The following is a 23548-nucleotide window of genomic DNA, read 5'->3' on the forward strand; positions in this document are numbered from 1 at the left end:
AGAGGGGAATTCGGGCTTCACTTCGCGGCGGGCGCCTCCGGCAGCACGTGGTCGCCGACCTTGTCGGTGCTCAGGCAGAGCGAGCAGACCACGGCGTCGTGCGTCTGGCAGGCGGCCACGTCCGGCCGCTCGAACCGCTGTCGGCACACATGGCAGTCGTAGGTGACGGCGCTGGGGTTGCCGTCCTCGTCCAGGAGCGGCTCGGTGATGCCGTCGTCCGTACGGCGCAGGTAGTACTTGCCCTTGGTGACGACGGCCATCAGCGGCGTGAGGACGAAGGCGATGACGGCCGCGGCGACGGGGGAGTACGGCTGGAGCGTGTCGCCCAGCGCGTGGAAGTACATGGCGATGGACAGTCCGGACGCGGCGACGAAGGCCACGACCCCGACCGGGTTGACGGCGTAGAGCATGCCGCGGCGGAACTCGGGGGCGTGCGGGGACAGTTTCAGCACGTACTTGTTGATGCCGATGTCGGTGGCCACGGTGACCACCCAGGCGATCGCGCAGTTCGAGTAGAAGCCCAGGATGCTGTTGAGGAAGCTGAACATGTCGGCTTCCATCAGGGCCAGCGCGAAGCCCAGGTTGACCAGGACGAAGACCATCCGGCCCGGGTAGCGCCTGGTGACCCGGGTGAAGGAGTTGGTCCAGGCGAGGGAGCCGGAGTACGCGTTCGTCACGTTGATCTTGATCTGGCTGATCACGACCAGGGCCACGGCCAGCGGGAGGACGATCCAGGACGGCATCATCGCGTCGAAGGCGTGCTTGAACTGCTGGATCGGCTCGGGGGCCGCGGTGGGGCCGACCTCGGCGATGATGTATACCGCGAGGAACACACCGATGGCCTGCTTCAGTGCGCCGAGCACCACCCAGCCCGGTCCGGCCATCACCACGGCCGTCCACCAACTGCGCTTGTTGGCCTCGGTCTTGGGCGGCATGAAGCGCAGATAGTCGATCTGTTCGCCGATCTGCGCGATCAGCGACAGGCATACGCCCGCGCCCAGCAGCACGGAGGCGGTGTTGACGCCGCCGTCCCCGTCGGTGCCCGCGTAGGCGAGGAAGCGGTCGACGCTCCCCGGGTCGGTGGCGACCAGGTAGACCAGCGGGCCGACCATCAGCAGCAGCCAGATCGGGGTGGTCCACACCTGGAGCTTGCTCAGGGCCGTCATGCCGTAGATCACCAGCGGGATCACCATGAGGGTGGAGACCAGATAGCCCAGCCACAACGGCAGTCCGAGGCCCAGCTTCAGGCCCTGGGCCATGATCGAGCCTTCGAGGGCGAAGAAGATGAAGGTGAAGCTGGCGAAGATGACGCTGGTGAGGACCGAGCCGAAGTAGCCGAAGCCGGAGCCGCGCGTGATCAGGTCCAGGTCGATGTTGTAGCGGGCCCCGTAGTAGGCGAGCGGGAAGCCGGTCACGAAGATGACGACGGCGGCGACGGCGATCGCCACGAGCGCGTTGCCGGTGCCGTGAGCGAGGCCGATGCCGGCGCCGATGGAGAAGTCGGCCATGTAGGCGATGCCGCCGAGCGCGGTCGTCGCCACCACCATCGGAGTCCAGCGCCGGTAACTGCGCGGCGCGAAGCGGAGGGTGTAGTCCTCCAGGGTCTCCTTGACGGCCTGGTCGGAACCCGGCGCGGCCGTCCGCGCCGGTTCCGGATCGGTGACTTCTGCCAGTCGTGGCTCGGTACTCATGCCACGCCTCCTCGCTGCGGGTTGGGGACGACAAGGCAGGCACGGTAGGCAGCGGGCGTTACCCCTAAATACTTCCTGCGTGAAGGGAATGTTTCGGAGCCATCTCACGCGCCGACAGCGGCTACGGCACTCCGAGTTCGAAGAGCACGTACCCCGCGTACGACCCCGAGGCCAGCGCGGCCGTACCGAGGACCGTGGCGAGGGACGGCCATCCGAGCCGGCTCATCGCGAGGGCGAGAGGGACGAACAGCGGGAAGAGGGGCAGCAGATAGCGCGAGACGTTGCCGAAGATCTGCTGGGTGGTCATCACCATGAGGTACGACAGCACCGTGTAGACGACCAGTACGGCCGGCGGGCGCAGACGCAGCAGCAGCACCGTCAGCACCGGCACCGCCAGCACGACGCAGACGCCGATGACGTCCTCGAAGGCCCTGGCGAAGAGATAGTCGAAGTGCCCGACGGGGAGGGACGTCAGCACCTTGAACGTGTGGGCTCCACCGTCGAACTTGTGGGCCCACGCGCCGTCCTGGAGCTTGGAGTAGCCGTTGATGTCGCCCATGCGGTAGTTGACCCAGGCGAGATAGCCGAACAGTCCCAGCGGTGCGATCGCCACGGCGGCCAGCGGACGCAGGACACCGTCCGCGCGCCGGCGCAGGGACAGCAGCGCGGCGACGGCGAGGGCGGCGATCAGCGCGGCGGCGGTGGGCCGGCAGAGCCCGGCCGCACAGGTCAGCAGACCGGCGGTGAGCCAGCGGCGGGACATGACGGCATAACAGGCCCACGCGGCGAGTGCCGTGTAGAGGGATTCCGAGTAGCCCGACCACTCGGTGCCCGAACCGGGCCAGACGGCCCACAGCCCGGCCGCGACCAGCCCCGCCCGGTGGCCGCCCAGCCGCCGCGTCACGGCGTAGATGCCGAGCGCCGCGACGAACGAGGCGATCACGGACACCGTCATGCCGGCGCCGAACAGCCCGAGCCCGGTGCACTCCGAGACCAGGCGCATCAGCGCCGGGTAGAGCGGGAAGAACGCCGCCGAGTTGCCCTCGAGCGTGATCAGGCCGGTCGCGCCCGGGACCGGTTCCAGGGCGGGGTCGTATCCGTGCTCGGCTATCTGCTGGTACCACCAGCCGTCCCAGCTGGCCAGGACGTCCCAGGCGTGCTCGCCACCGCCGAAGCGCGGGTTCTTCTTCCGGAAGTCGCCCGCGGAATCGAGGAGATACATGAAGACGGCGAAGCCGGCCAGCTTCAGCACGCCGTACGTCAGCAGCACGGGACCGTAGCGCACGGCGGCCCAGCGCAGCCGATGGCGGAACTCCCGGGATCTTCGGGGGACTTCAGGAGGCTCGTGGTCCGACAGCGGTCGGCTCAGCTCGACGGTGCTCATGAGGATCCTGTCGTACGGCGGTCGTTGTCGCGGGCCGGGAACACCCAGGCCCGGAAGAGGAGGAAACGCAGCAGCGTCGCGGCCAGATTGGCGGCGACGAGCGTCGCGAGCTCGACCTCGCGGCCGACCCCGGGCGCGGTGTGGTGCAGAGAGGCCAGGGAACCGCTGGTCAGAGCCAGCCCCACCAGGAACGCCGCCAGGCCCTTGAGCTGGTGGCGCAGCGCGCCGCCGCGCCCCCGCACCCCGAAGGTGAGCCGGCGGTTGGCCGCGGTGTTGGCGACCGCGCTGGCGAGCAGGGCGAGCGCGTTGGCGGCCTGCGCCCCCGTCGCGGGTCTGAGCCCGAGGTAGAGCAGCAGGTAGCACAGGGTGCTGGCGACACCGACGGCGGCGAAGCGCACCGCCTGCCGGGCGAGCCCCGTCGGCAGCTCCCCGGCCAGGTCGGCGTCGCCGCGGCGCAGCACGCTCAGCGGCAGCCTGCCGCAGGCCAGGGCCCGGCCCAGCCTCGCCATGCCCCGCAGATCGGCCAGCGCCGTGGAGACGATGCGCACCCGGCTGTCGGGGTCGTCCACCCAGTCCACCGGCACCTCGTGGATCCGCAGCCCCGCGCGCTCGGCGATCACCAGCAGCTCGGTGTCGAAGAACCACCCGCGGTCCTCCACCAGCGGCAGCAGCCGCTCGGCGACGTCCCGCCGTACCGCCTTGAACCCGCACTGCGCGTCCGAGAAGCCCACGGCGAGCGTGGAGCGCAGCAGCCCGTTGTAACAACGCGAGATGAGCTCCCGCTTCGGCCCGCGCACCACCCGCGAACCACGGGCCAGGCGGGTGCCGATGGCGATGTCCGAGTGCCCCGAGATCAGTGGCGCGACCAGCGGCAGCAGCGCCGCGAGGTCGGTGGACAGATCCACGTCCAGATAGGCCAGCACCGGGGCACGGGACCGCGACCAGGCGGCGTGCAGCGCGCGGCCCCGCCCCTTCTCGGCGAGCCGGATCCAGTCCGTGCCGGGCAGTTCGGCGGCCAGGCGTGCGGCGATCCGCGGGGTCCGGTCCGTGCTGGCGTTGTCGGCGATGGTGATCCGGAACGAGTAGGGGAACGTCTCGCCGAGGTGCGCGTGCAGGCGCCGGACGCACGGCTCCAGATCGTTCTCCTCGTTGTACACGGGGACCACCACGTCGAGGACGGGGTCCGGGTGGTGCGCGGGCAGGGGCGCCCGGCGCGGCAACGCGGCGAGTGCTGAGGTCGGGCGGTCGATCAGGGCCGACCGCCGTTCGGTTCTCATGGCTGCTTACCGGTCTCTTTCTGGCGCACGGCATACGCGAGCGCCGGTTCGGGCATGCCGAAGGCGCCCGTGTCGGTGGTGCGGTGACGAGAGTTCGGGGCGATGACGCCCCTGGCGGGAATCGCCTCTCAGGCGGCTACTCGGTACTGACCGATGCGGAGGGCTCCTGTGTCGTCTCCAGGACGGAGGGCGGCGCCGCCGTGAGGGTCGGGGGAGGGGGCGACGAGGGGAATACCGTGGTGCTCCCGGTCGCGGAGGGCGTGGCGGTCGGCGTGGGACCGGTCGGCGTGCTCGTGGTCCCGGTCGGCGTGCTGCTGCCGGGTATGGTCGCGGGCATCGACGACGCCGACCGGGTCGGAGTCGGGTTCGGATCAGGGGAGTCGGTCGTCGGCCCGTTGTCGTGCGTGGGCGTCGGGCTCGTCGCGGGCCGCGGCCGGGGATCGGCGGGCTGGGCCTTCGTGAGCATGCTGGGCAGCAGGGCGAGCCCGACGCTGAGCCCGGCCACCGCGACGGCGGAGCCGCCCGCCTTCCACAGCATTCGCGACCGGCGGCGGGCCCGGATGCCCTGGTGCAGCCGCTGCCGCTGCGCGGGCTCGTAGGGAGTGTGCTGCTGGGTGTCGCGCATCAGCCGCGACAGGTCCCGCTCGAAGTCGTCCATCGTTTCTCCCTTCACCTCACGGGCCTGACGGCGTCGGACAGAATCTGGCGGAGCCGTGCCACTCCGCGTGACGCGTGGGACCGTGCGGTGCCCACGGGACAGCCCAGCGCCTGGGCGACCTGGGCCTCGGGCAGGTCCTCGTAGTAGCGCAGCACGACCGCCGCCCGCTGCTTCGACGACAGCAGGGCCAGCGCGGCCTCCAGACGGGAGCGCTCCGCCACGGTGGAGGACACGTCGCCCGGGTCGGCCCGGTCCGGCAGCTGCTCCACCGGACGCTCGCCCCACCAGCGCCGTCGCGCCGAGCGCGCCGCCATCCGCACCAGCACCGTGCGGACGTATGCCTCCGGGGCCTGCTCCGCGACCTTCGGCCAGGCGAACCACAGCTTCACCAGGGCCTCCTGCACCAGGTCCTCGGCCCGTTGCCGGTCGCCCCCCGTGAGCAGCCGCGCGACATGGAGCAGCGCCGACCAACGGGCGGCCACGAACTCGTCGAAGCCGTCCGCCCCCCGAACCTGCTCCATCCTCACCGTCCCGCGTCTCAGTGGCCTCCTACACCTCTGAAAAGACGCTGGACCCCACCCCACGCTGCACCCGGATCCTGTGATCCACCTCACTTCGGGCGGGCCCGGGCACGGAAAAGGGCCCGTGCACAGGCACGGGCCCTTCCGATGTACGCCTGGGGACGGCGCTTGTACGCCTATGCGCCTGGGGCGGCGCTTGTCCGCCTGGGTGCGGCGATGTCGCGCGCAATCACCTGCCGCCCGGACCGCCCCCGCCGAACGAACCACTGCTGCCCTCGTCCCACCGCGGGCGCTCCTGCGACGCGCTCCTCCGGCTGCTCACGTTGCCGTGGGCCTTCAGCCGGTGCGGCGTCAGGCGGTCCTGGCTGCGCGGCACCTCCTCGGGCTCCCTGCGCTCACTCACCTCGCGGACCGGACCGCCGTCGGGCAGCCGCGGCTGCTCCTCGGGGCGTGGCGTGGGCAGCTCCCTGCGCTTGATGCGAACGCCGAGGACGAAGGCCCCCAGCAGCAGGGCCACGACCACCACACCCGCCACGATCAGCCCGATGCCGAGGGCGCCACGGCCCGCGGCCATGTCCATCCATGCGGTATTCATGGCGACGCGGGTACCCCTGGTCCTCACCACGAACCTGCCCGACTCGGACGCCCGCCCCGGGAGCACCGGGTTTGACGGGCCTCGACCGGGGCTACCCGCGCAGTGTGACTTCGACGACATCCCAGCAGGAGCTGTTCCGGTTCCTGGAGGACCGCTTCGCCTGCGCGCAGGCGTGTACAGAGTGCGCACGGGCGTGCGCGCTGCGCGCGAGCCTTGTGGATCCCGACGGCACCGAGAACCAGGAACTCGTACGACGCAAGGGCATCATGTGCGCGGAGGTCTGCGACGCGACCTGCCGTGTGCTGTCCGAGCAGAACCAGGTGGACGAGGGCACCATCCGCGCCCAGGTGGAGTGGTGCCGGACCGTGTGCCTGGAGGCCGCCCACGCATTCGACCGGCAGCCGGGGGCGGAGGACTCGGCGACGGCGTGCCGCGCGTGCGCGCGGGCGTGCACGGACTTCCTCGCGACACTGAACTGACATCGCCATTCCCAATTTCTGAAACACGTTCTACGGTGTGCGCCGACAGGACCGGCCTGGGAGCCTGGAGGCGCCGTGCACCTCGAATACACGCCCGAGCAGCAGCGGCTGCGCACCGAACTGCGCGCCTACTTCGCCGAATTGGTCCCGGACCACGCCTACGCCCGGCACGGCGAGCCCGCCGCGCAGAAGCGGTTCTACCGCGAGACGATCCGACGGCTCGGCACGGACGGCTGGCTCGGCGTGGGCTGGCCCGAGGAGTACGGCGGGCGCGGACTGACCGCCATGGAGCAGTTCATCTTCTTCGACGAGGCCGCCCAGGCCGGCGTCCCGCTGCCCCTGATGGCGCTGAACACCGTCGGCCCGACGATCATGCGGTACGGCACCGACGAGCAGAAGGCCTACTTCCTGCCGAAGATCCTCTCCGGCGAGATCGACTTCGCCATCGGCTACAGCGAGCCCGGCGCGGGCACCGACCTCGCGTCCCTGCGGACCCGTGCGGTCCGGGAGGATGGGGGCACCTCCCGCTCGAGCGAAGCCGAGAGTGGGGGAGAGTATGTCGTCGACGGCCAGAAGATCTGGACCACCAACGGCGACACCGCCGACTGGGTGTGGCTGGCCGTGCGCACAGACCCCGACGCCCCGCCGCACAAGGGCATCACGATGCTGCTGGTGCCGACCACCGACCCCGGCTACTCGTGCACCCTGATCAACACCCTCGCCTCGCACGACACCACGGCCAGCTACTACGAGAACGTCCGCGTTCCCGTCTCCCGCCGGGTCGGTGCCGAGAACCAGGGCTGGCGGCTGATCACCAACCAGCTCAACCACGAGCGCGTGACTTTGGCCGCCCACGGCACCATGGCGATCCGTGCCCTGCACGACGTGCAGCGCTGGTCGACGGAGACCAAGCTCGCCGACGGCCGCCGGGTCGCGGACCTGCCCTGGGTGCGCCGTCTCCTGGCCCGCACCCACGCCCGGCTGGACGCCCTCAAGCTGCTCAACTGGCAGATGGTCAACTCCGTCCAGGAAGGCACCCTCACCCCGCAGGACGCCTCCGCCGTCAAGGTCTACGGCTCCGAGGCCCGGCGCGACGCCTACGCCTGGCTCATGGAGATCGTCGCGGCGCCGGGAGCCTTGAAGGAGGGCTCGGCGGGCGCGGTCCTGCACGGCGAACTGGAACGCGGCTACCGCTCGGCGGTCATCTTCACCTTCGGCGGCGGCAACAACGAGATCCAGCGGGAGATCATCTCGTGGATCGGGCTGGGGATGCCGCGGGTGCGCCGCTGAACGAATGTGACCACCGACGCTAGTTGTCACATACCGAGGATGGTTGGCACCGAGAACCAACGGGATCGCGATGGCGGCGAAGTTGTGACAGCTGGCACCTTGCCACGAGAACTGAAAATTGCCGTTTACTCGGACCCCGCCGCGAGGTCGGCCCGCTTCAGGAGCGAGTGGTTGCCGCCTTCCGGGCCGCGAGTTCTCCGCCGGCGCCGCGTCCGAGGTTGCCCGTGGGCGTACACCAGCGGCAGCGGGCGCTCTGGCGTGGATCTTGTAGGTGCCGTTCGCGAGTTCGAGGGAGGTGGATGACGGATCCGAGATCGTCGTCGCTCTCGTGCAAGCTTGCGGATGCGAGAAGGAAATGGGTCACGGCCTCGCCGACGGCGAGCGTGTTCAAGGGCATCACGCTGGGTGCCGGTACACCGGGGACGTACCGGGCTTGCTCGCGTTCGGCCTCGGGGTGCATCTCGATGGCGAGTTCGGTCGGGTCGATGAGGCCGTTGCACCACATGCAGCCGACCCCGGGGGTGATCAAACGTGTGGCGGTGTGGATCCGCCCGATGCCACCGTCCGGGGAGACGGGGATCTTCACGCCGACTTGAGTGGCGGGGATGAGGAACTCGTGGACGACGGCGTTGACCCAGTGCCGGGCCGAATGACTGTCGGCGGTCAGGAAGATCCAGTCGCATACCACCAGCTCACGTAGTGCCTCGGGGCTCTCGACTCGTCGCGGGACCGTGGTCAGGCGGATCTGTGGATTCGCGCGGGTTGCGCTTCGGGCGGCGAGATCCGTTTTCGGCTTGTCGATATCGCTCCGCTCGGCTCCCAGCAGCCGCGGGAGGTTGGTCGCGTCAACGGTTTCGTTGTCTATGAGGACGAGTTCCCCGACGCCGAGCTGGGCAAGTTCTTCGACGACAATGCTGCCGACACCGCCGAGGCCGACGATGGCGACGCGTAGCCGGGCCAGTGTCTCTTGCCCGCGATCGCCCAGAAGCCGTGCCTGCCGGTCCCACACGGGGTCAGAGACAGTTGTTGGGGCAGGGGTCGGTCGTAGCCGAATGAGGTTCCCGGCGGGGATGACGGTTTCGCTCAGAGGGGTCCTGCTGCCGTCGGGAAGCCATAGGTCGCCTGCGGCGGCGTGAGGGGTGAGGACAAGGCCGCCGACGGCCTGTTGAGTTCGTCCAGGAGCATGGCGCTCATGCCGCCGTGGCCGTAGCCGGGCGGGCCTTCGTGGGCGATGCCCAGCGTGCAGTGACCGATCAGGCCGTCGTCGGTGGGCATGATCCTCACAGGCGGGGCCAGCGGGCTGCCGACCCCGACGACAGGGCTGTACATCCGCGGCCCCCCGGGGAACCCGTCCACTTCGGGTATCTCCGCTCGTGCTCGCCGTCGCCCGGTCAACTGACCCGTGACATGACGGACGCCGTCCGCCACGCGGTGGAGAGTGTCAGGCGAGGCGGCGGTGCGGACCGTGGCCTCCACCAGTGCGCGCAGTTCGTGTCCCAGGCGGGTGACGGCCGCCTTCTGGTGCTCCAGGGACTCGGCTCCCGCTCCTGCGGGGGGCTCGGTGAGGGGGGTGTGCATGGGCTTCTCCGTATGGCAGCAGGACTACGACAGTCGCTGCTGAGACGATGGCGGTAGAATATGACGATTGTTATAGCTCAGGGATCAGAAGGGGTTCGCAGGTGACCAAGCCCAGTCCGTCGGCGCGTGAGCGGATCGTGGCCGGAGCGGCTGACATGATCAGCCGGCGTGGCCTGAACGCGACGAGCATCCGCGAGACCGCCAAGCACGCCAGGGCGCCGCTCGGCTCGACCTACCACTACTTCCCCGAGGGCAAGCAGCAGCTGGTCACCGAGGCCGTGCGCCACACGGGCGAGTGGACCGCGCGCAGTCTGCGTCAGGAATTGCAGGCCGGCCCGGTCGCCGGTCTGCAAGCCTTCCTTGCTCTGTGGCGCAAGATCGTCGTCGACAGTGACTTCCGGGCCGGATGTCCCGTCCTCGCGGTCTCCATCGAGGAACCGGAGGCCGGCGAGACATCAGCCGCCCTGGCGGCAGCTGCCGACGTCTTCACCACGTGGGAGGGATTGCTCGCCGACTCCCTGCGTGAGCACGGCGCCGAGCCCGAGCGGGCGGCGAACCTCGCGACGCTCATCGTCGCGGCCGTCGAAGGAACCGTGGCCATGTGCCGTGCCAAGCGCAGCACCCAGCCCCTCGATCGCACCGCCGAGCAGTTGCGGGTGCTCATCCTCACCGCGGTCAAGGACTGAGCCCGGCGCTCGACAGCCAGGGTTTCAGGTGCCCAGCGCGGCACGGACCGCCTTGACCCGCTCCTCCGTGAACACTCCGCTCCGAAGCAGCGGCAGGATCGACAGCACGCCGCCGGACGAGCCCCAACTGCCCTCGTCGATCACCCGGAAGTTGACCCACCAGGCCGGCGCCGGCTTCTCCAGCCCGCAGGTCGCCGCCAGTGCGGCCAGCACGCGTTCGATCACCTCGGCCCGTACCTCCGGCTGCCAGGCGGCGTCCATGACCGCGAGGTCGATCACCATCACGTCGACTTCCGTGTCGGCGTCCGCCAGCAGTCGGCCGCCGATGGCCATCATGTCCCGCTCACGCTCGACGAAGTGCACCTGGAACCCGGGCCGGGCGGCCGGAGCGAACTGGCCCACCTCGGGCACCAGTACCGCGTCCGTCAGCGTCTCGGCCAGCTCACGGCGCTGCTCCTGGCTCAGGCGCCCCTTGGGCGTGTTCACGGTGATGATGGTCACGGCGTTCTCCTATGACAGTCGTTATAGGAGGAAGGCTACCGCCTCCTATAGCGACTGTCATATCGGGTCGGCCCCCGGACGCGGTCCGGGGCACGTAAAGGTCAGGGGGTATTCCGCCGCGACCTTGGTTCCGGCCGTCATCCGTCTGTGAGTGCCATGCGTAGCCCTCGAGGTAGTCGCCCACCGTTCGTGGCCTGGTCGAACCGGTCGGCCGCAGGGAGGGAGGGCAAAGCGTCAGTCGCTGATCACGGGGCTGCGGTGGATCCACTCGCTGCCATGAGCCGTCTGATGCATGAAGGTGGCCACGTCCGCGCGGCTGATGATCGGATTGCCCTTCATCGGCAGCCGGTCTCCCGCGTTGTAGGTGCCCTTGGCGGGGCCGTGGGTCAGCCGGGTCGGGTAGACGACGGTCCAGTCCAGCCCGCTGGAGCGGATGCGTTCGTCCGCGATCTCCTTGTCGGCGTAGAGCGCCCGCAGCAGCGTGCGGTAGATCGCCTTCTGGGTGGTGCTCGACCAGTCGAAGGTGTGGCCGACGCCGAAGGACGACAGCCACACCAGGCGGGAGACGCCGGCTTCCTTGGCGGCACCGATCACGGCTGCCGAGGCACTGGTGAAGAGGCCGTCGGCGCGCACCGAGTTGCCCCTTCCGAGTGCGGAGATGATCGCATCGTGCCCGACCGCGGCCGCGGCGATGTCGCGGAGTGAGGTGGCGTCTCCGGCGACCACCGTGACCTTGTCGGTCAGGTCGCCGAGGGCTGCCGGGTTGCGTACGAAGGCTGTGACCGAGTCGTCGGATCGCAGGGCCAGGTCGACGAGATGGCGCCCGGTGGGGCCGGTCGCGCCGAGGATGAGCAGTTTCATGGCAAGGGAATCTTCCGTGTGCGTGTGTGGGGTGGGGCGTACGCCTGTCGGGTCAGCGGGCGCGTGTGTGCCGCAAAGGTGGAGGGCGGAAGCGGACGGCTGTCCGCAATGGGGAAGCTAGCGGACGGCTGTCCGGTTAGCAAGGCCGGATCCTGGCGTGACCGATCGCGGACGTCGGCCATTGAGTCAATGGAGACGGGTGTGATCTCCCGCGGTCGCGGTGGGCTCGGCCGTCCTCAGCGCCGCGCCGGGGCCCCCGCGCGCAGGCCGTCCATGACGATGTCCAGCAGCAGCGTGGTCTGGGCGTGCCAGTCGCCGGTGATGTCGATCTGCCAGATGCCGGCGATGGCGCGGAGAAAGTCGTCGGCGGTCACCCCCGGGCGGATGGTGCCGGCCTCGTGGTTGGCGCTGAGCAGGGATTCGATCGATCCGAACACGAGCGAGTATCCCGACGGCTCCGGCCCTCCCGTCGCTCCGGCCGCGCGACGCAGCGCGCCGGCCAGTCCGGTCTTGGCCAGGATGAAGCGGGCGAGGCGGTCCATCCATGTGCGAAGGGCCTGGTCGGGCTCGCTGGTCTTCAGCAACTCGGCAGCGCTGTCGGTGAGTTGTTGCACCTCGTGGCGGTACGCCTCCAGAACGAGCGCCTCACGGTTGGGGAAGTTGCGATAGAGCGTGCCCTGTCCGACGCCCGCCTTCTTGGCGATCACGGTCAGCGGCACCTCCGCGGAACGCGACAGTTCGACCAGCGCCACCTCCAGGATGCGCTCCCGGTTGCGCTGCGCGTCCGACCGCTGAGGCCCGCCAGTCCGCGGCTCCACAGGCCCTCCTTCCGGGCTTGCGTGTGAAGCCCTTGGCTAACCGGACGGCAGTCCGGTATGTTCGTCGTGCCGGACTGCTGTCCGCTTAGCCTTCACCATAACGGGCGAAACAGTTCGCGCCATTGGCCCCCGGCCCTGCCCGTCTTCGGGCTCAGCGCGGCTCAGGCTCGGGGAGGGTCTGCGCGCACCAGATCGTCTTGCCGTTGGTGGTGTGCCGGGTGCCCCATCCCTGGGTGAGCTGGGCGACGAGCAACAGGCCCCGGCCGCCCTCGTCGAAGGCGCGGGCCCGGCGCAGGTGCGGGGCGGTGTTGCTGGCGTCGGAGACCTCGCAGATCAGGGAGGTGTCGCGAATCAGCCGCAGCCTGATCGGCGGCTCGCCGTATCGGATGGCGTTGGTGACCAGCTCGCTGACGACCAGTTCGGTGACGAAGGCCGCCTCCTCCAGGCCCCAGGCGTCCACCTGGTCGACCGCGAACTTCCTGGCGCGCGGCACCTGCGCGTGGTCGGGCTCGACGTCCCAGTCGGCGACGTGGTGGCGAGCCAGCGCGTGAGTGCGAGCGAGCAGCAGGGCGGCGTCGTCGGTGCGGCGAACGGGGAGCATGGCGCCCATCACCGTGTCGCACAGGGCCTCCAGTGAGGTGGCCGACTGGTTCAGGGCTTGCTGCAGCTCGGTGATCCGCTGGTCGACATCGCACTCGCGGCTGTGCACCAGTCCGTCGGTGTAGAGGGCGACCAGGCTGCCCTCGGGCAGTTCGAGCTCGGTGGCCTCGAAAGGCAGCCCACCGATGCCGAGCGGCGGCCCCGGATGGGCGGGTACCGGGGTCCTGGTGCCGTCAGGAGAGATGATCAGCGGCAGGGGATGGCCGGCGCTCGCCAGCGTAAGGCGCCGGGAGACAGGGTCGTAGACGGTGTACAGGCAGGTGGCGCCGGACTCGCCGGTCGGCTGGAAGTGGCTGTCGGGCTGAAGGTCGCTGGAGAGGTGGAGCACCAGGTCGTCCAGGTGGGTCAGCAGCTCGTCCGGTGGCAGGTCGACGTCGGCGAGGGTGCGGACCGCCGTGCGCAGCCTGCCCATGCTGGCCGAGGCGTGCAGGCCATGGCCGACGACATCGCCGACGACCAGGGCGACCCGGGCGCCGGACAGCGGAATGACGTCGAACCAGTCACCGCCCACTTCCGCGCCGGCTCCGCCGGGCAGGTAGCGGGATGCCACCTCGACCGCCTTCTGGCGGGGCATCACCTGCGGCAGGAGGCTGCGTTGCAGGGTCAGCGCGGTCGTGCGCTCGCGCGAGTACCGGCGGGCGTTGTCGATGGCGACGGCTGCCTTGGCGGTCAGCTCTTCGGCGAGGATCAGGTCGTCGGCGGTGAAGGCCTCGGGCCGGTCGAGGCGGGAGAAGGCCACGACCCCGAGCAGCGCGCCGCGCGCCCGGAGCGGCACGGTGATCCGGCCGGTCAGCCCGTCCGCGGCGATGGACCCGTCGATCAACGGGTTGCCCGGTCCCCAGTGGGCCGGGTCGGATGCGAGGCCGGGCCCGAAGGCCCATTCGCCGCCCTGGCCGGGTTCGGCCGCGAGCTGGACCGTGGACCTGCCGGTGGCCATGCAGCGGGCGGCGACGGAACCGGGAGCGTGTCTGACCTGCGCCGTGGGCCCGGGAGCCCGGTCGGTGTCCTCCTTCGCGCTGTGCTGGGCGGCACGGCTGAGCACGATGGTCTCGCCGGGGATGAACTCGGACACGGAGGGCGGCTCCTCTCCGCGCAGCACCTCGTCGAAGAGATCCACGGTGACGAGGTCGGTGAATGCCGGCACCGGGGTCGTGGCCAGTTCCTGCGCGGTGCCGATCACGTCGAGTGTCCGGCCGATGCCGCCGCTGGCCTCGTTGAGCATGAGCAGGCGCTGCCGCGCCCAGTACTCGGCGCTCATGTCGAATCCCCAGTTCGCGACCGCGCGGACCCTGCCCTCGGCATCCCGGACGGGCCAGATGCTGGTGGCCCAGGCATTGGCGTAGTCACTGCCGCGAGGTCGGAAGACGGTGATGAGACGCGCGGGCTCGCCCGTCCTCGCCACTTCGGCGAGCGCGTCCGTGTAGGGCTTGTCGTCCCTCTCGGGAAACAGCGAGCGGTCGAATTCGGGAAGCACCTCGCGGTACTTCTTACCGAGCACTTGCTCCTCGGAGTGCGCAATCACCCGGCCCGAAGAGGCGTTGATCCACAGGAACCGCAGCTCAGGGTCGTAGACGCCCAGGGCGAAGGGCGACTGCTCGAAGGCCCGGTCCGCGATCACCGGGCGGCTTCCCCAGCGCTGGATGGTCACCGCGTGACCCAGTGCACGCCCGTCGGGGCCGGACAGCGGGTGAGCCGCCATCACGGCGTCCACCGTGGAACCGTCCCGGTGCCGCAGGGGGATGAACCCCGTGAGGTCGGGGCCGGCGGTGTAGCCCTCGGGGAAGCCCGGTGGCGGGGGATCGGCCAGCAGGTCGGTCACGGGGCGGCCGACGGTGTCCTCCGCCGTCCAGCCCAGCAGCAGCCGGCCTCCCTCGCCCCAGCCGCTCACCATGCCGTCCGGGTCCACCATGGCAACGGCACTGGGCGTGTCCTGATTGCCGGCCATCTCCACGCGCCACGCCTCCGTCCGGACAGCCGTGCCCGTCAGGGCTGGTTCCAGCAGCCACTGTCAGCCTAGATCCGCCCCAGCCCCACGGCGCTCCGGCCGGCGCGTACGGGGTGTCAGGTGCCGGAGCGACTGGGGTTGGGGCCTTCGCGCTCCCGCTCGACCGAACCGGTGCAGGAATGCAGACGCAGCCGGCAGCCTCCGCCGGTGTCCAGGTACGCCATGAAGGGTTGACGCAATGACGCCGAACGCTCGCCACCTCGGTCCCGCCCGACGCTGTGGGCGTCCTCGCCCGCCAGCATCTGGTCGCTGATCCGCAAGGGCGCCTCGAAGGAGACCGTGGAGAACGCGCTGGCCGCCGCCGACTTCGCGGCAGCGCCCTGTGGCACCAAGGAGCGGATGCTCGTCGACTACGGCGTCGAGGCACCCACTACTCGGTCAAGGACGGCGTCCCGGCAAGACGGACCAGGGCAACTCCGAGGTGATCAACGCCTGGGGCATGCTGGCGGCCCCGGCTCCGCCCGGGAGCGAGCCGGCGGCGTTGATCACCACGTCCGCAGTAGCACAGTGAGGTGCCAGGAAAGACCTACGGATCCGTCGGCCCGATCGGCGGCTATGAGGGCAACGTCTCCCTCGGCGGCCACAACTGGAATTATGAGATCACCTCGTCCTCCGGCGGACTCAACTTCAACACCAACAACCTGACCATCGACTGAGGCTGATCCGATATCAGGGCCGAGGTCGGTCCGCCGGGTCAGTAGCCGTAGATCATCTTGTAGGCGACCTCCGGGAGGAACTGTCCGGCCGAGGAGCCGTTTCCTGCACCGCAGTTGCCGTCGGACTCGCCCGGGACCTTGATCCACAGGAGCATCTCGGCGCCTCCGCCCAGCTGGGTGGGGGCGCCGATGCGGCGGCCTGAGGGGTTGCACCACTGGCCGTTGGAGCCGTTGCCGTTGCGGCTGGTGTCCACGACGAACGGCTTGGTGTAGCCGTACCGGGCTCTGAGTTCACTGCTGACGGCGTTGCCGTACGCGGTGTTCTCGGCCGTGGTCAGGTAGTTGGAGACGTTGAGCGAGAAGCCGTGGGCCTGTCGGAGGCCGGCTTCGTGGAGGCGCCGGGCCATGATTGCCGCGCTCGCCCAGGCCGGGTTGCCGGCGTCGAGATAGACCCAGGTGTTGGGAGCCTGGCGGTTGAACTTGGCGAGCGCGCCGGTGAGCATGGCCTCGCGCTCGTCGATCTGCGCCTGGTTCATGCAGCCGTAGTCCCCGAGGGAGTCCGGTTCGAGGACGACGACGGCCGGACGGCCGGCGATTCCGCCCGCGAACTGCGCGATCCAGTTCGCGTAGGCGGACGCCGAGGAGGCTCCGCCCGCGGAGTGCCCGCCGCAGTAGTCGCGGTTGTAGATGTTGTAGGCGACAAGGAGGGGCAGCTTGTCCCGGGCGTCCGCGGCGCCCACGTACGCGCCGGTGGCGGTGCCGATGGTGCCGCTCCAGGAGCCGAACCAGCGGGCCGTCGGGGTGTTGGCGATGGAGGCGTTGACCGCGGTCGCCCGGCCGTCACCGGGGTTGGCGGCGACCCACCGCTTCGCACTGGAGTCGGGGTCCACGTAGAACCCGTTGGTCATGGTCGTCGGGTCGGCCGCGTGGGCGGACGGTGCGGCGGCGAGCGCCAGTGGCAGCGAGGAGAGCGCTGCCACCAGGGCGAGGATTCTGCGGCGCATGACGGTACCTCGGTTCTCTGACAGGGATGCGTCCGATGGTCGGCGGTGAGGGTGGGGAGCGCTCACATCGGAAGCGCTCCCCACGGCACGGTCGGTCAGCAGGTCGAGTTCGTCTGGGTGAGGAGGCCGAGCCGCCACGGGAGGAGGTTGTAGTCGCCGCCCGCGTTGGGGTTCATGCCCTGGTAGAGGTACTGAAGCCGGCAAGAGGGGATGGTCAGCGTCTGGTCGTAGCCGGCACGGATCATCTCTCCGTGGCTGATGTCCCTGGTCCAGGATCCGGACGGGAAGCTGACGTTGCTCGACTTGGCGAACGGGTTGCCCTCGGAGGCGGCCAGTTGTGTCCAGGATCCGGCGGGGCTGCTCGCGGTCCAGGAGCGGAAGTAGCGCCGCCCGTCGGAACCGATGGCCTCGACGAGAAGCAGGTACTGGTTGCTGCCCTGCACCTTGTACACGTTGCTCGCCTCGAACAACGCGTACTTGGAGTCCTGTAGCGCGATGACCGTGTTCGTGAACCCGTTGGGGAACTGGCCGACGGTCGTCTGGGACCGGTACAGGTGCCCGTTGTCGTCGGAGGAGAACAGATGGCAGTTGGCGCTGTCGCAGATCACCCACATGTCGACCCAGTGGCCGTTGCCGATGTTCTGCCGGATGATGTCCGGCATCGACGAGTAAAAGTTGCGCGGGGCGCTCCACCCGTTGGGGTTGCTGATGTCGGCGTTCGTGGAGTACGACGCGTTGCCCGTCTGGTAGACGAGGTACCACAGGCGCTGCGGCGCGTAGTAGAAGACCTGCGGCGCGGCCCGGTACCCGCGTCCGAGCGCACTGCGGTCCAGATAGTGGTGCGTGGCCGCGCCGGCCTGCGACCAGTCACTGAAGTTCAGGTACACCAGGTTGTATCCGGAGGAGCTCGCGGTACTGGCGAACACGTGGTACTTGCCGTTGTGCTGGACGACCGTCGGATCCTTGATCCCGGCGATGTTGTGGGTCGCGTCCGACTTCGGTGAGATCAGCGTTCCGCTGGAGCTCCAGGAGAAGCGGGAGGGCAGCGCTGCGGCGGACCGGGGCGAAGGCCCGTCGGCCCGCTTCGTCGCGACCGAGCCGCCCATCGAGGTGAGCGCCGACTGGTAGGCCGGCTTCTTGTTGCCGTTGCGGTCGAAAAGCAGGGGGTTCTCCTGGCTGCGCCACGAGTCGCTGTCGCGGATGCCCCAGACGGTGATGCCGGTGCAGCGGGCCACGTTCATACAGGCCCGGACGGTGTTCGCGTACGCGTTCGGCGGTGCCTGCGCGATGTCCAGTTCGGTGATCTGCACGTCCACGCCGAGGGCGGCGAAGTTCGACAGCGTCGTCCGGAAACTGGCGGGCGGGCCGCCGGCGCCGAAGTGGGCCTGAAGGCCGACGCAGTCGATGGGCACGCCGCGCGCCTTGAAGTCGCGCACCAGGCGGTAGACGCCCTGGGTCTTGGCGTCGTTCCAGTTCTCGATGTTGTAGTCGTTGTAGCAGAGCTTGGCCGCGGGGTCGGCCGTCCGGGCCGTGCGGAACGCCTGCTCGAGGAAGCCGTTGCCCAGCACGTCCCGGAAGACCGAGCTGCGGAGCTGGCCACTGCCGCCGTCGGCGAAGGCCTCGTTGACCACGTCCCAGGAGTGGATCCGGCCCTTGTAGCGGTTCATCACCGTGGTGATGTGGTTGTTCATCACGCCGCGCAGCGTGTTCGCGTCCCTGATGGAGCTGACCCAGCCGGGCAGCTGGGAGTGCCAGACCAGGGTGTGGCCGCGCAGGCGCTGACCGCGGGCCTGAGCACGGTTGGCGATCTGGTCGGCGGGGCCGAAGTTGAACGAGCCGCGGGACGGCTCGGTCGTGTCCCACTTCATCTCGTTCTCGGGCGTGACCGAGTTGAACTCACGGTCCAGGATCCCGGTGTACGTGCCGTCACCGAGCCGGCCCGCGGCCACGGCGGTTCCGAAGTACCGTCCGGACTGGGCCGCCTGGGCGCCCAGGGTGGAGGCCTGCACGGCGTCGGGCGCGCCGGTCGCGGTCCCGGGTGTCACCAGGACGGTCGCGGCCAGTAAGCCGAGGACCGAGGCTCGGCGACAGCCGAGCCGTTTCAGTGAGTTCATGGTTCTCCTCGTGGAGCGGGTGGGGGGTTGGGTGGTGCGGTCGGTGGACCTCCTCGGCGCGTGGTGCGATCGGTGGGCCATTTCAGGGCGTGGACAGCTCGAACCGCGTGACGCGGACCGCGCCGCCGAGTGCCTGCGTGGCGTGGTTGAAGAGGCCGAATCGGTAGCCCATGAAGAACCGCCAGTCGTTGCCCAGGGAGAAGGCGGGGCCGAGGCGGGAGAAGGTGGTGCCGTCGGTGCTGTAGGAGAAGGTGCCCGGGCGTGCCGCACCGGGCCGGATGTCCGCGCTCGCGCGCAACCAGACACGGCTGCCCGACACGGCCGCGCTCGCGACCTCCGTACCGGTACCGGTGGTGTTCCAACTGCCGTCCATGGTCAGCCCGTTGACCATCACGACCCGCGGCGCACCGCCGTCACGCTTGACGCCGATCCAGGCCGAGGAGTCACGCAACAGCGCGAGTCCGGCCCGGTCGCCGTCCCGCATCGCGGAGTGGTCGAGCTGGACCGTGGCGGTGGAGGTGGGGCCCTGGATGCGGTGCGTCAGGGTGTTGCGGGCCCAGTAGAGGTCGTTGGTGACGGTCGCTGTCCGCAGGGTCAGCCCGTTGCCGACCGACCACTTGGTGTTGTCCGGGTTGTGGTTCCACTCCCATCGCGGTTTCAGGGTCGGGCCGTCGAAGGTGTCGACGCCCGTCATGGGGGGCACCGGGCGAGGCGGAGGGGGCACGGCCGGGCTGGGATACGAGGTGCCCCATGCTCCGTTGACGAGTTGTACGACCGGCCAGCCGTCCGCGGTCCAGGTGACCGGCGCCAAGGCGGGCATCCGGCCACCGGGGTACGCGTCGACGAAGGCCAGGTAGTACCAGGCGCCGCTCTGCGTCCGCACCAGCCCGCCCTGGTGCGGGACACCACCGCCGGGGATCGGCCCGCGCAGGTCCAGGAGGACCTGCCGCATCGTGTACGGGCCGAAGGGGCCGCTCGACGACTTCAGGATGTACTGGCCGTTCGCGGGGCGGGTCAGGAAGATGTAGTACTGCCCGTTGATCTTGTAGAAGCGGGAGCCCTCGAGGGTGCCGACGCTCGACGGTGTCGTGAACACCTGCTGGTTGCGGACCTGGGTGCGGCCGTCGGGCGAGAGCTGGGCCACGCTGATGGTGGTGTTGCCGTACGCCACGTACAGGGTGTCGTCGCTGTCGACGAGCAGCCCCGCGTCGTAGTAGGGGGTGCTGATCGTCGTCAGCCTGCTCCATGGCCCCTCGGCGGCGGTGGCGGTGTAGACGTACGTCCGGGCGAAGTCGATCTGGCCCAGCCAGTAGAAGGTCCTGTTGCTCGGCCGGTAGGCCAGTGACGACGCCCAGATCCCCCTGACGTAGCCACGGGCGCCGTTCAGGTCGTACTTGGCGCCGAAGTCGAGCACGGGTACCGAGTGACCTGCGATCTCCCAGTTCACCAGGTCGTACGACCGCAGGACGGGCGCGCCCGGCGAGTAGTGCATCGTCGAGGCCGAGGCGTAGAAGGCGTCATTGACGCGGATGACGTCGATGTCCGCGAAGTCTTGCCAGATCACCGGGTTCGTGAAGGCCGCCGCGGTCGACGGCGGAGGAAGCAGGGCACCGGCGGCCAGACCGGTCGCGGCCGTCAGTGCGCGGCGCCGGGACAGGGCGTGATGAGTCCATGACATGTGCACGGGTGGCGTTCTCCTTCTGTGGCCCAGCCGTTGACGGCTGGAGTTGTCCGGAGGTGCCCTGCCGGCTCACGCGGCGCGACTGCTCGGAGTGCGAGATGTCGAACGCGGAGCGGCTCGTTGAGCATTCTGGATGATAGGAGGCCGGTGAATCCCGTCAATACCTCTCGCATGAATCGTCATAGTCTCCGAAACATTCGAGAGATTTGATCCCATGTCACTGCGGGTCAGTTGCCCGGATGGTTCCAATACGCCACCTTTCCTGGGCCGGTATGGCCGGATCGTGAGGGCAGTGCGGTGATGAGTGTTGACATGTTCGATGGCCTCCCTAGTATCCGTGAGACCTTGATTTCCGAGCGGTTCGCGAAATTTCGAACTGCCTATCCGTCTTCTCATGACGCCCTTCCGTGAAGGAGCCCCTTGGTGCCCAGACGGTCAGGCGGACGACTGCTCCGCCTCCTCGCGACCATCGTGCTGACGGTCACCGCGTCCGCCACGGCTTCCACTCACTCCGCTGTTTCGGCCGCGCCCGGCAGCCCGGCGCTCACTCCACCGCTGGGCTGGAACAGCTGGAACAGCTTCGGGTGCGGGGTCACGGAGGCGCAGGTTCGCCAGGCCGCCGACGCGATGGTGTCCTCGGGGATGCGGGACGCCGGTTACCGGTACGTGGTGGTCGATGACTGCTGGTTCGACCCGCAGCGCGACGCGGCGGGCGACCTGCGGGCCAACCGGGCCAAGTTCCCGAGCGGGATGAAGGCGCTCGGGGACTACATCCACGGCAAGGGCCTGAAGTTCGGCATCTACCAGGTGCCGGGGGAGCGCACCTGCGCGCAGACCACCGGGGCCTATCCCGGATCGACGGGCAGCAAGGGGCACGAGACCCAGGACGCGGCCACGTTCGCCTCGTGGGGCGTCGACTACCTCAAGTACGACTGGTGCTCCTCCAGCGGTACCCGTGACGAGCAGGTCGCGCGGTTCACGCTGATGCGCGACGCCCTGCGCGCCACCGGGCGGCCGATCGTCTACAGCATCAACCCCAACAGCTTCCACGCCATCACCGGTGCCACCTACAACTGGGGCGAGGTCGCCGACCTGTGGCGGACGACCGAGGACCTGCTCGACATCTGGCAGAACGGCAGCACCAACAGCTATCCGATGGGAGTCGGCAACGTCCTGGACGTCACCGCGCCGCTGGCGGCGCAGTCGGGCCCGGGACATTGGAACGACCCGGACATGCTGGTCGTCGGCCGTCCTGGCCTGTCACTGACCGAGTCGCGCTCCCACTTCGCCCTGTGGGCGCTGATGGCGGCCCCGCTCATGGCCGGCAACGACATCCGCACCATGTCCGCCGACGTGAGCGCGATCCTGCGCAACCCGCGTCTGCTGGCGGTGAACCAGGATCCGCTGGGCGCGGGCGGGCGCAGGGTGCGCGACGACGGCGGCACCGAGGTGTTCGCCAAGCCGCTGTCCGACGGCTCGGTCGCGGTGGGCCTGTTCAACCGGGGAGGCGGCACTGCGACCGTCAGCACCACGGCCGCCCAAGTCGGCCTGTCCGGCGGGCCGTTCACTCTCACCGACCTGTGGACCGGTGGCACGACCAGCACGTCCGGGCAGATCTCGGCGAGCGTCCCCGCACACGGCGTGGCCGCGTTCCGGGTGAGCGGGGGCAGCCCGCAGAACGCCACTGCCTCGCGTCTGCGCGGCAACGCGTCCGGCCGCTGCCTGGACGTGGACAACGCCTCCACCGCAGCCGGAGCCACCGCACTGATCTGGGACTGCCACACGGCCGCCAATCAGCTGTGGACCACGTGGACCGGCGGCGAGATCCGCGTCTTCGGCGACAAGTGCCTGGACGCCTACAACCAGGGCACCACCAACGGCACCCGGGTCGTCACCTGGCCCTGCAACGGCCAGAACAACCAGAAGTGGACCGTCGGCGCCGACGGGTCGATCCGCAACGTCCGTGCCGGGCTGTGCCTCGATGCCAACGGGGCCGGCACCGTCAACGGGACCCCGGCGGTCCTGTGGACCTGCGACGGCCAGGCCAACCAGAAGTGGACCCGCGCGTGAACAACCGCGGCTTCAGAAGGGGAGTTTCACGATGACGAGGACAAGGTCCCTCTTATGGACCGCCGTGGTCGCGGTGCTGGTCGTCCTGAGCATGGGAGGCACGGCACTGGGCCACGGCCGGGGCGGGAACGCTCCACTCACGGCCGCCGGCACGGCTGCCGCATCCGCCGGCACCGCCGCCCCGAGCTCCGGTTGCGGCAAGACCCCCACCCTTACGAGCGGCACGCACACGATCCGGAGCGGCGGCAAGAACCGGACCTTCATATTGCGCATCCCGGACGGCTACGACCGCAACCGCGCCCACCGGCTGGTCTTCGGCTTCCACTGGCTGGGCGGCACCTCCACCGACGTCGCCACCGGCCGCACCGTGGAAACCGGCACCTGGGCCTACTACGGACTCCAGCGACTCGCGAACAACAGCACCATCTTCCTCGCACCCCAAGGCCTCAACAACGGCTGGGCCAACAACGGCGGGGAGGACGTCACGTTCGTCGACGACATGCTCAGGCGGATCGAGGCGGACCTGTGCGTCGACACGACACAGCGCTTCGCGCTGGGATTCAGCTACGGCGCCGCCATGTCGTACGCCCTCGCGTGTTCCCGCGCGACGGTCTTCCGCGCGGTCGCGGCCCTGGGCGGCGGACAGCTCAGCGGATGCAGCGGCGGCACCCAGCCGATCGCCTACCTCGGCGTGCACGGCCTCAGGGACAGCGTCCTCGGCATCTCCGGCGGACGGGACTTGCGGGACAGGTTCGTCAGGAACAACGGCTGCACTCCCCAGAACCCGCCCGAGCCGGCGCAGGGCAGCCTGACGCACCGGGTCACCACCTACTCGGGATGCTCGGCCGGGTATCCGGTCGCCTGGGCCGCGTTCGACGAAGGGCACATCCCCGCTCCTCAGGACGGGGCCACCGGTGACAGCGGCTCCAGGACCTGGGTGCCGCAAGAGGTCTGGAAGTTCTTCACGCAGTTCTAGCCTTCCAACCCGCCGCCGGGGACGGCGACCGGCCGAGTCACCA

The 23548-nt window shown here is 69.6% G+C and carries 21 protein-coding genes and 1 pseudogene; 6 read left to right on the forward strand and 16 right to left on the reverse strand.

What is annotated here, in order from left to right; translation table 11 throughout:
* Window positions 1–17 precede the first annotated feature (17 nt).
* The 6 genes from ACFT32_RS12635 to ACFT32_RS12660 all read right to left on the reverse strand — a co-directional run bounded on the left by ACFT32_RS12635 (window position 18) and on the right by ACFT32_RS12660 (window position 6126).
* Window positions 18–1691: a purine-cytosine permease family protein gene (locus ACFT32_RS12635; protein ID WP_382488419.1), complete on the reverse strand. Its 1674-nt coding sequence runs from the start codon at window positions 1689–1691 to the stop codon at window positions 18–20.
* Window positions 1692–1812: 121 nt separating this feature from the next.
* On the reverse strand, window positions 1813–3075 hold the full coding sequence (locus ACFT32_RS12640; RefSeq protein WP_382488420.1) for a glycosyltransferase family 39 protein: 1263 nt from the start codon (window positions 3073–3075) through the stop codon (window positions 1813–1815).
* Window positions 3072–4352, reverse strand: a complete 1281-nt coding sequence (locus ACFT32_RS12645; RefSeq protein WP_382488421.1) for a glycosyltransferase — start codon at window positions 4350–4352, stop codon at window positions 3072–3074. The genes ACFT32_RS12640 and ACFT32_RS12645 overlap by 4 nt, the downstream gene beginning before the upstream one ends.
* Window positions 4353–4488: 136 nt before the next feature.
* Window positions 4489–5010, reverse strand: a complete 522-nt coding sequence (locus tag ACFT32_RS12650) for a cellulase (RefSeq protein ID WP_382488422.1) — start codon at window positions 5008–5010, stop codon at window positions 4489–4491.
* 11 nt (window positions 5011–5021) lie between these two features.
* Window positions 5022–5531: a SigE family RNA polymerase sigma factor gene (locus ACFT32_RS12655; protein ID WP_382488423.1), complete on the reverse strand. Its 510-nt coding sequence runs from the start codon at window positions 5529–5531 to the stop codon at window positions 5022–5024.
* A gap of 229 nt (window positions 5532–5760) precedes the next feature.
* A complete protein-coding gene (locus ACFT32_RS12660; protein WP_382488424.1) occupies window positions 5761–6126 on the reverse strand; it encodes a DUF6479 family protein in 366 nt (121 codons plus the stop codon).
* Between the two features lie 104 nt (window positions 6127–6230).
* Between ACFT32_RS12660 and ACFT32_RS12665 the strand changes: the two genes are divergently transcribed.
* On the forward strand, window positions 6231–6605 hold the full coding sequence (locus ACFT32_RS12665; RefSeq protein ID WP_382488425.1) for a ferredoxin: 375 nt from the start codon (window positions 6231–6233) through the stop codon (window positions 6603–6605).
* Between the two features lie 75 nt (window positions 6606–6680).
* Window positions 6681–7895 carry an acyl-CoA dehydrogenase family protein gene (locus ACFT32_RS12670; RefSeq protein WP_382488426.1) on the forward strand — a complete coding sequence of 405 codons (1215 nt, stop codon included), beginning with the start codon at window positions 6681–6683 and terminating at the stop codon, window positions 7893–7895.
* A 157-nt stretch (window positions 7896–8052) separates the two neighbouring features.
* Here ACFT32_RS12670 and ACFT32_RS12675 read toward each other — a convergent pair whose 3' ends face one another.
* Both ACFT32_RS12675 and ACFT32_RS12680 read right to left on the reverse strand, forming a co-directional pair.
* Window positions 8053–8904 carry a ThiF family adenylyltransferase gene (locus ACFT32_RS12675; protein ID WP_382488427.1) on the reverse strand — a complete coding sequence of 284 codons (852 nt, stop codon included), beginning with the start codon at window positions 8902–8904 and terminating at the stop codon, window positions 8053–8055.
* 74 nt (window positions 8905–8978) lie between these two features.
* Window positions 8979–9473, reverse strand: coding sequence for a hypothetical protein (locus ACFT32_RS12680; protein WP_382488428.1), 495 nt, complete (start codon window positions 9471–9473; stop codon window positions 8979–8981).
* Between the two features lie 101 nt (window positions 9474–9574).
* On the opposite strand from ACFT32_RS12680, the gene ACFT32_RS12685 reads away from it, so the two are divergent.
* Window positions 9575–10159, forward strand: a complete 585-nt coding sequence (locus tag ACFT32_RS12685) for a TetR/AcrR family transcriptional regulator (RefSeq protein ID WP_382488429.1) — start codon at window positions 9575–9577, stop codon at window positions 10157–10159.
* 24 nt (window positions 10160–10183) lie between these two features.
* Here the strand turns inward: ACFT32_RS12685 and ACFT32_RS12690 are convergent, their stop codons facing one another.
* The 5 genes from ACFT32_RS12690 to ACFT32_RS12710 all read right to left on the reverse strand — a co-directional run bounded on the left by ACFT32_RS12690 (window position 10184) and on the right by ACFT32_RS12710 (window position 15336).
* Window positions 10184–10660, reverse strand: a complete 477-nt coding sequence (locus ACFT32_RS12690) for a 4-oxalocrotonate tautomerase family protein (protein ID WP_382488430.1) — start codon at window positions 10658–10660, stop codon at window positions 10184–10186.
* A 234-nt stretch (window positions 10661–10894) separates the two neighbouring features.
* On the reverse strand, window positions 10895–11521 hold the full coding sequence (locus tag ACFT32_RS12695; protein ID WP_382488431.1) for an NAD(P)-dependent oxidoreductase: 627 nt from the start codon (window positions 11519–11521) through the stop codon (window positions 10895–10897).
* A 236-nt stretch (window positions 11522–11757) separates the two neighbouring features.
* Window positions 11758–12339 carry a TetR/AcrR family transcriptional regulator gene (locus tag ACFT32_RS12700; protein ID WP_382488432.1) on the reverse strand — a complete coding sequence of 194 codons (582 nt, stop codon included), beginning with the start codon at window positions 12337–12339 and terminating at the stop codon, window positions 11758–11760.
* Window positions 12340–12490: 151 nt separating this feature from the next.
* Entirely contained in the window at window positions 12491–14944 is a 2454-nt protein-coding gene (locus ACFT32_RS12705) for a SpoIIE family protein phosphatase (RefSeq protein WP_382488433.1), read from the reverse strand.
* 116 nt (window positions 14945–15060) lie between these two features.
* On the reverse strand, window positions 15061–15336 hold the full coding sequence (locus ACFT32_RS12710; RefSeq protein WP_382488434.1) for a hypothetical protein: 276 nt from the start codon (window positions 15334–15336) through the stop codon (window positions 15061–15063).
* A 180-nt stretch (window positions 15337–15516) separates the two neighbouring features.
* Here ACFT32_RS12710 and ACFT32_RS12715 point away from each other — a divergent pair, with 180 nt between their 5' ends.
* Window positions 15517–15660 carry a hypothetical protein gene (locus ACFT32_RS12715; RefSeq protein ID WP_382488435.1) on the forward strand — a complete coding sequence of 48 codons (144 nt, stop codon included), beginning with the start codon at window positions 15517–15519 and terminating at the stop codon, window positions 15658–15660.
* Between the two features lie 38 nt (window positions 15661–15698).
* On the opposite strand, the gene ACFT32_RS12720 is transcribed toward ACFT32_RS12715, so the two are convergent.
* From ACFT32_RS12720 to ACFT32_RS12730, 3 genes are all read right to left on the reverse strand, one after another.
* The gene (locus tag ACFT32_RS12720; RefSeq protein WP_382488436.1) at window positions 15699–16664 is read right to left on the reverse strand and encodes a glycoside hydrolase family 6 protein; all 966 of its coding nucleotides are present in this window, start codon (window positions 16662–16664) and stop codon (window positions 15699–15701) included.
* Window positions 16665–16759: 95 nt separating this feature from the next.
* The gene (locus ACFT32_RS12725) at window positions 16760–18778 is read right to left on the reverse strand and encodes a non-reducing end alpha-L-arabinofuranosidase family hydrolase (RefSeq protein WP_382488437.1); all 2019 of its coding nucleotides are present in this window, start codon (window positions 18776–18778) and stop codon (window positions 16760–16762) included.
* A gap of 82 nt (window positions 18779–18860) precedes the next feature.
* On the reverse strand, window positions 18861–20456 hold the full coding sequence (locus ACFT32_RS12730) for a glycoside hydrolase 43 family protein (protein ID WP_382488884.1): 1596 nt from the start codon (window positions 20454–20456) through the stop codon (window positions 18861–18863).
* A 426-nt stretch (window positions 20457–20882) separates the two neighbouring features.
* Between ACFT32_RS12730 and ACFT32_RS12735 the strand changes: the two genes are divergently transcribed.
* Together ACFT32_RS12735 and ACFT32_RS12740 are read left to right on the forward strand one after the other, a co-directional pair.
* The gene (locus ACFT32_RS12735) at window positions 20883–22529 is read left to right on the forward strand and encodes a glycoside hydrolase family 27 protein (protein ID WP_382488438.1); all 1647 of its coding nucleotides are present in this window, start codon (window positions 20883–20885) and stop codon (window positions 22527–22529) included.
* 31 nt (window positions 22530–22560) lie between these two features.
* Window positions 22561–23502: pseudogene (locus ACFT32_RS12740) on the forward strand (alpha/beta hydrolase family esterase); the annotation flags it as partial.
* Window positions 23503–23548: the final 46 nt, after the last annotated feature.

It is taken from the genome of Streptomyces sp. NPDC057002 (genome assembly GCF_042673825.1).
In the GTDB taxonomy this organism is placed as follows: Bacteria; Actinomycetota; Actinomycetes; order Streptomycetales; family Streptomycetaceae; genus Streptomyces.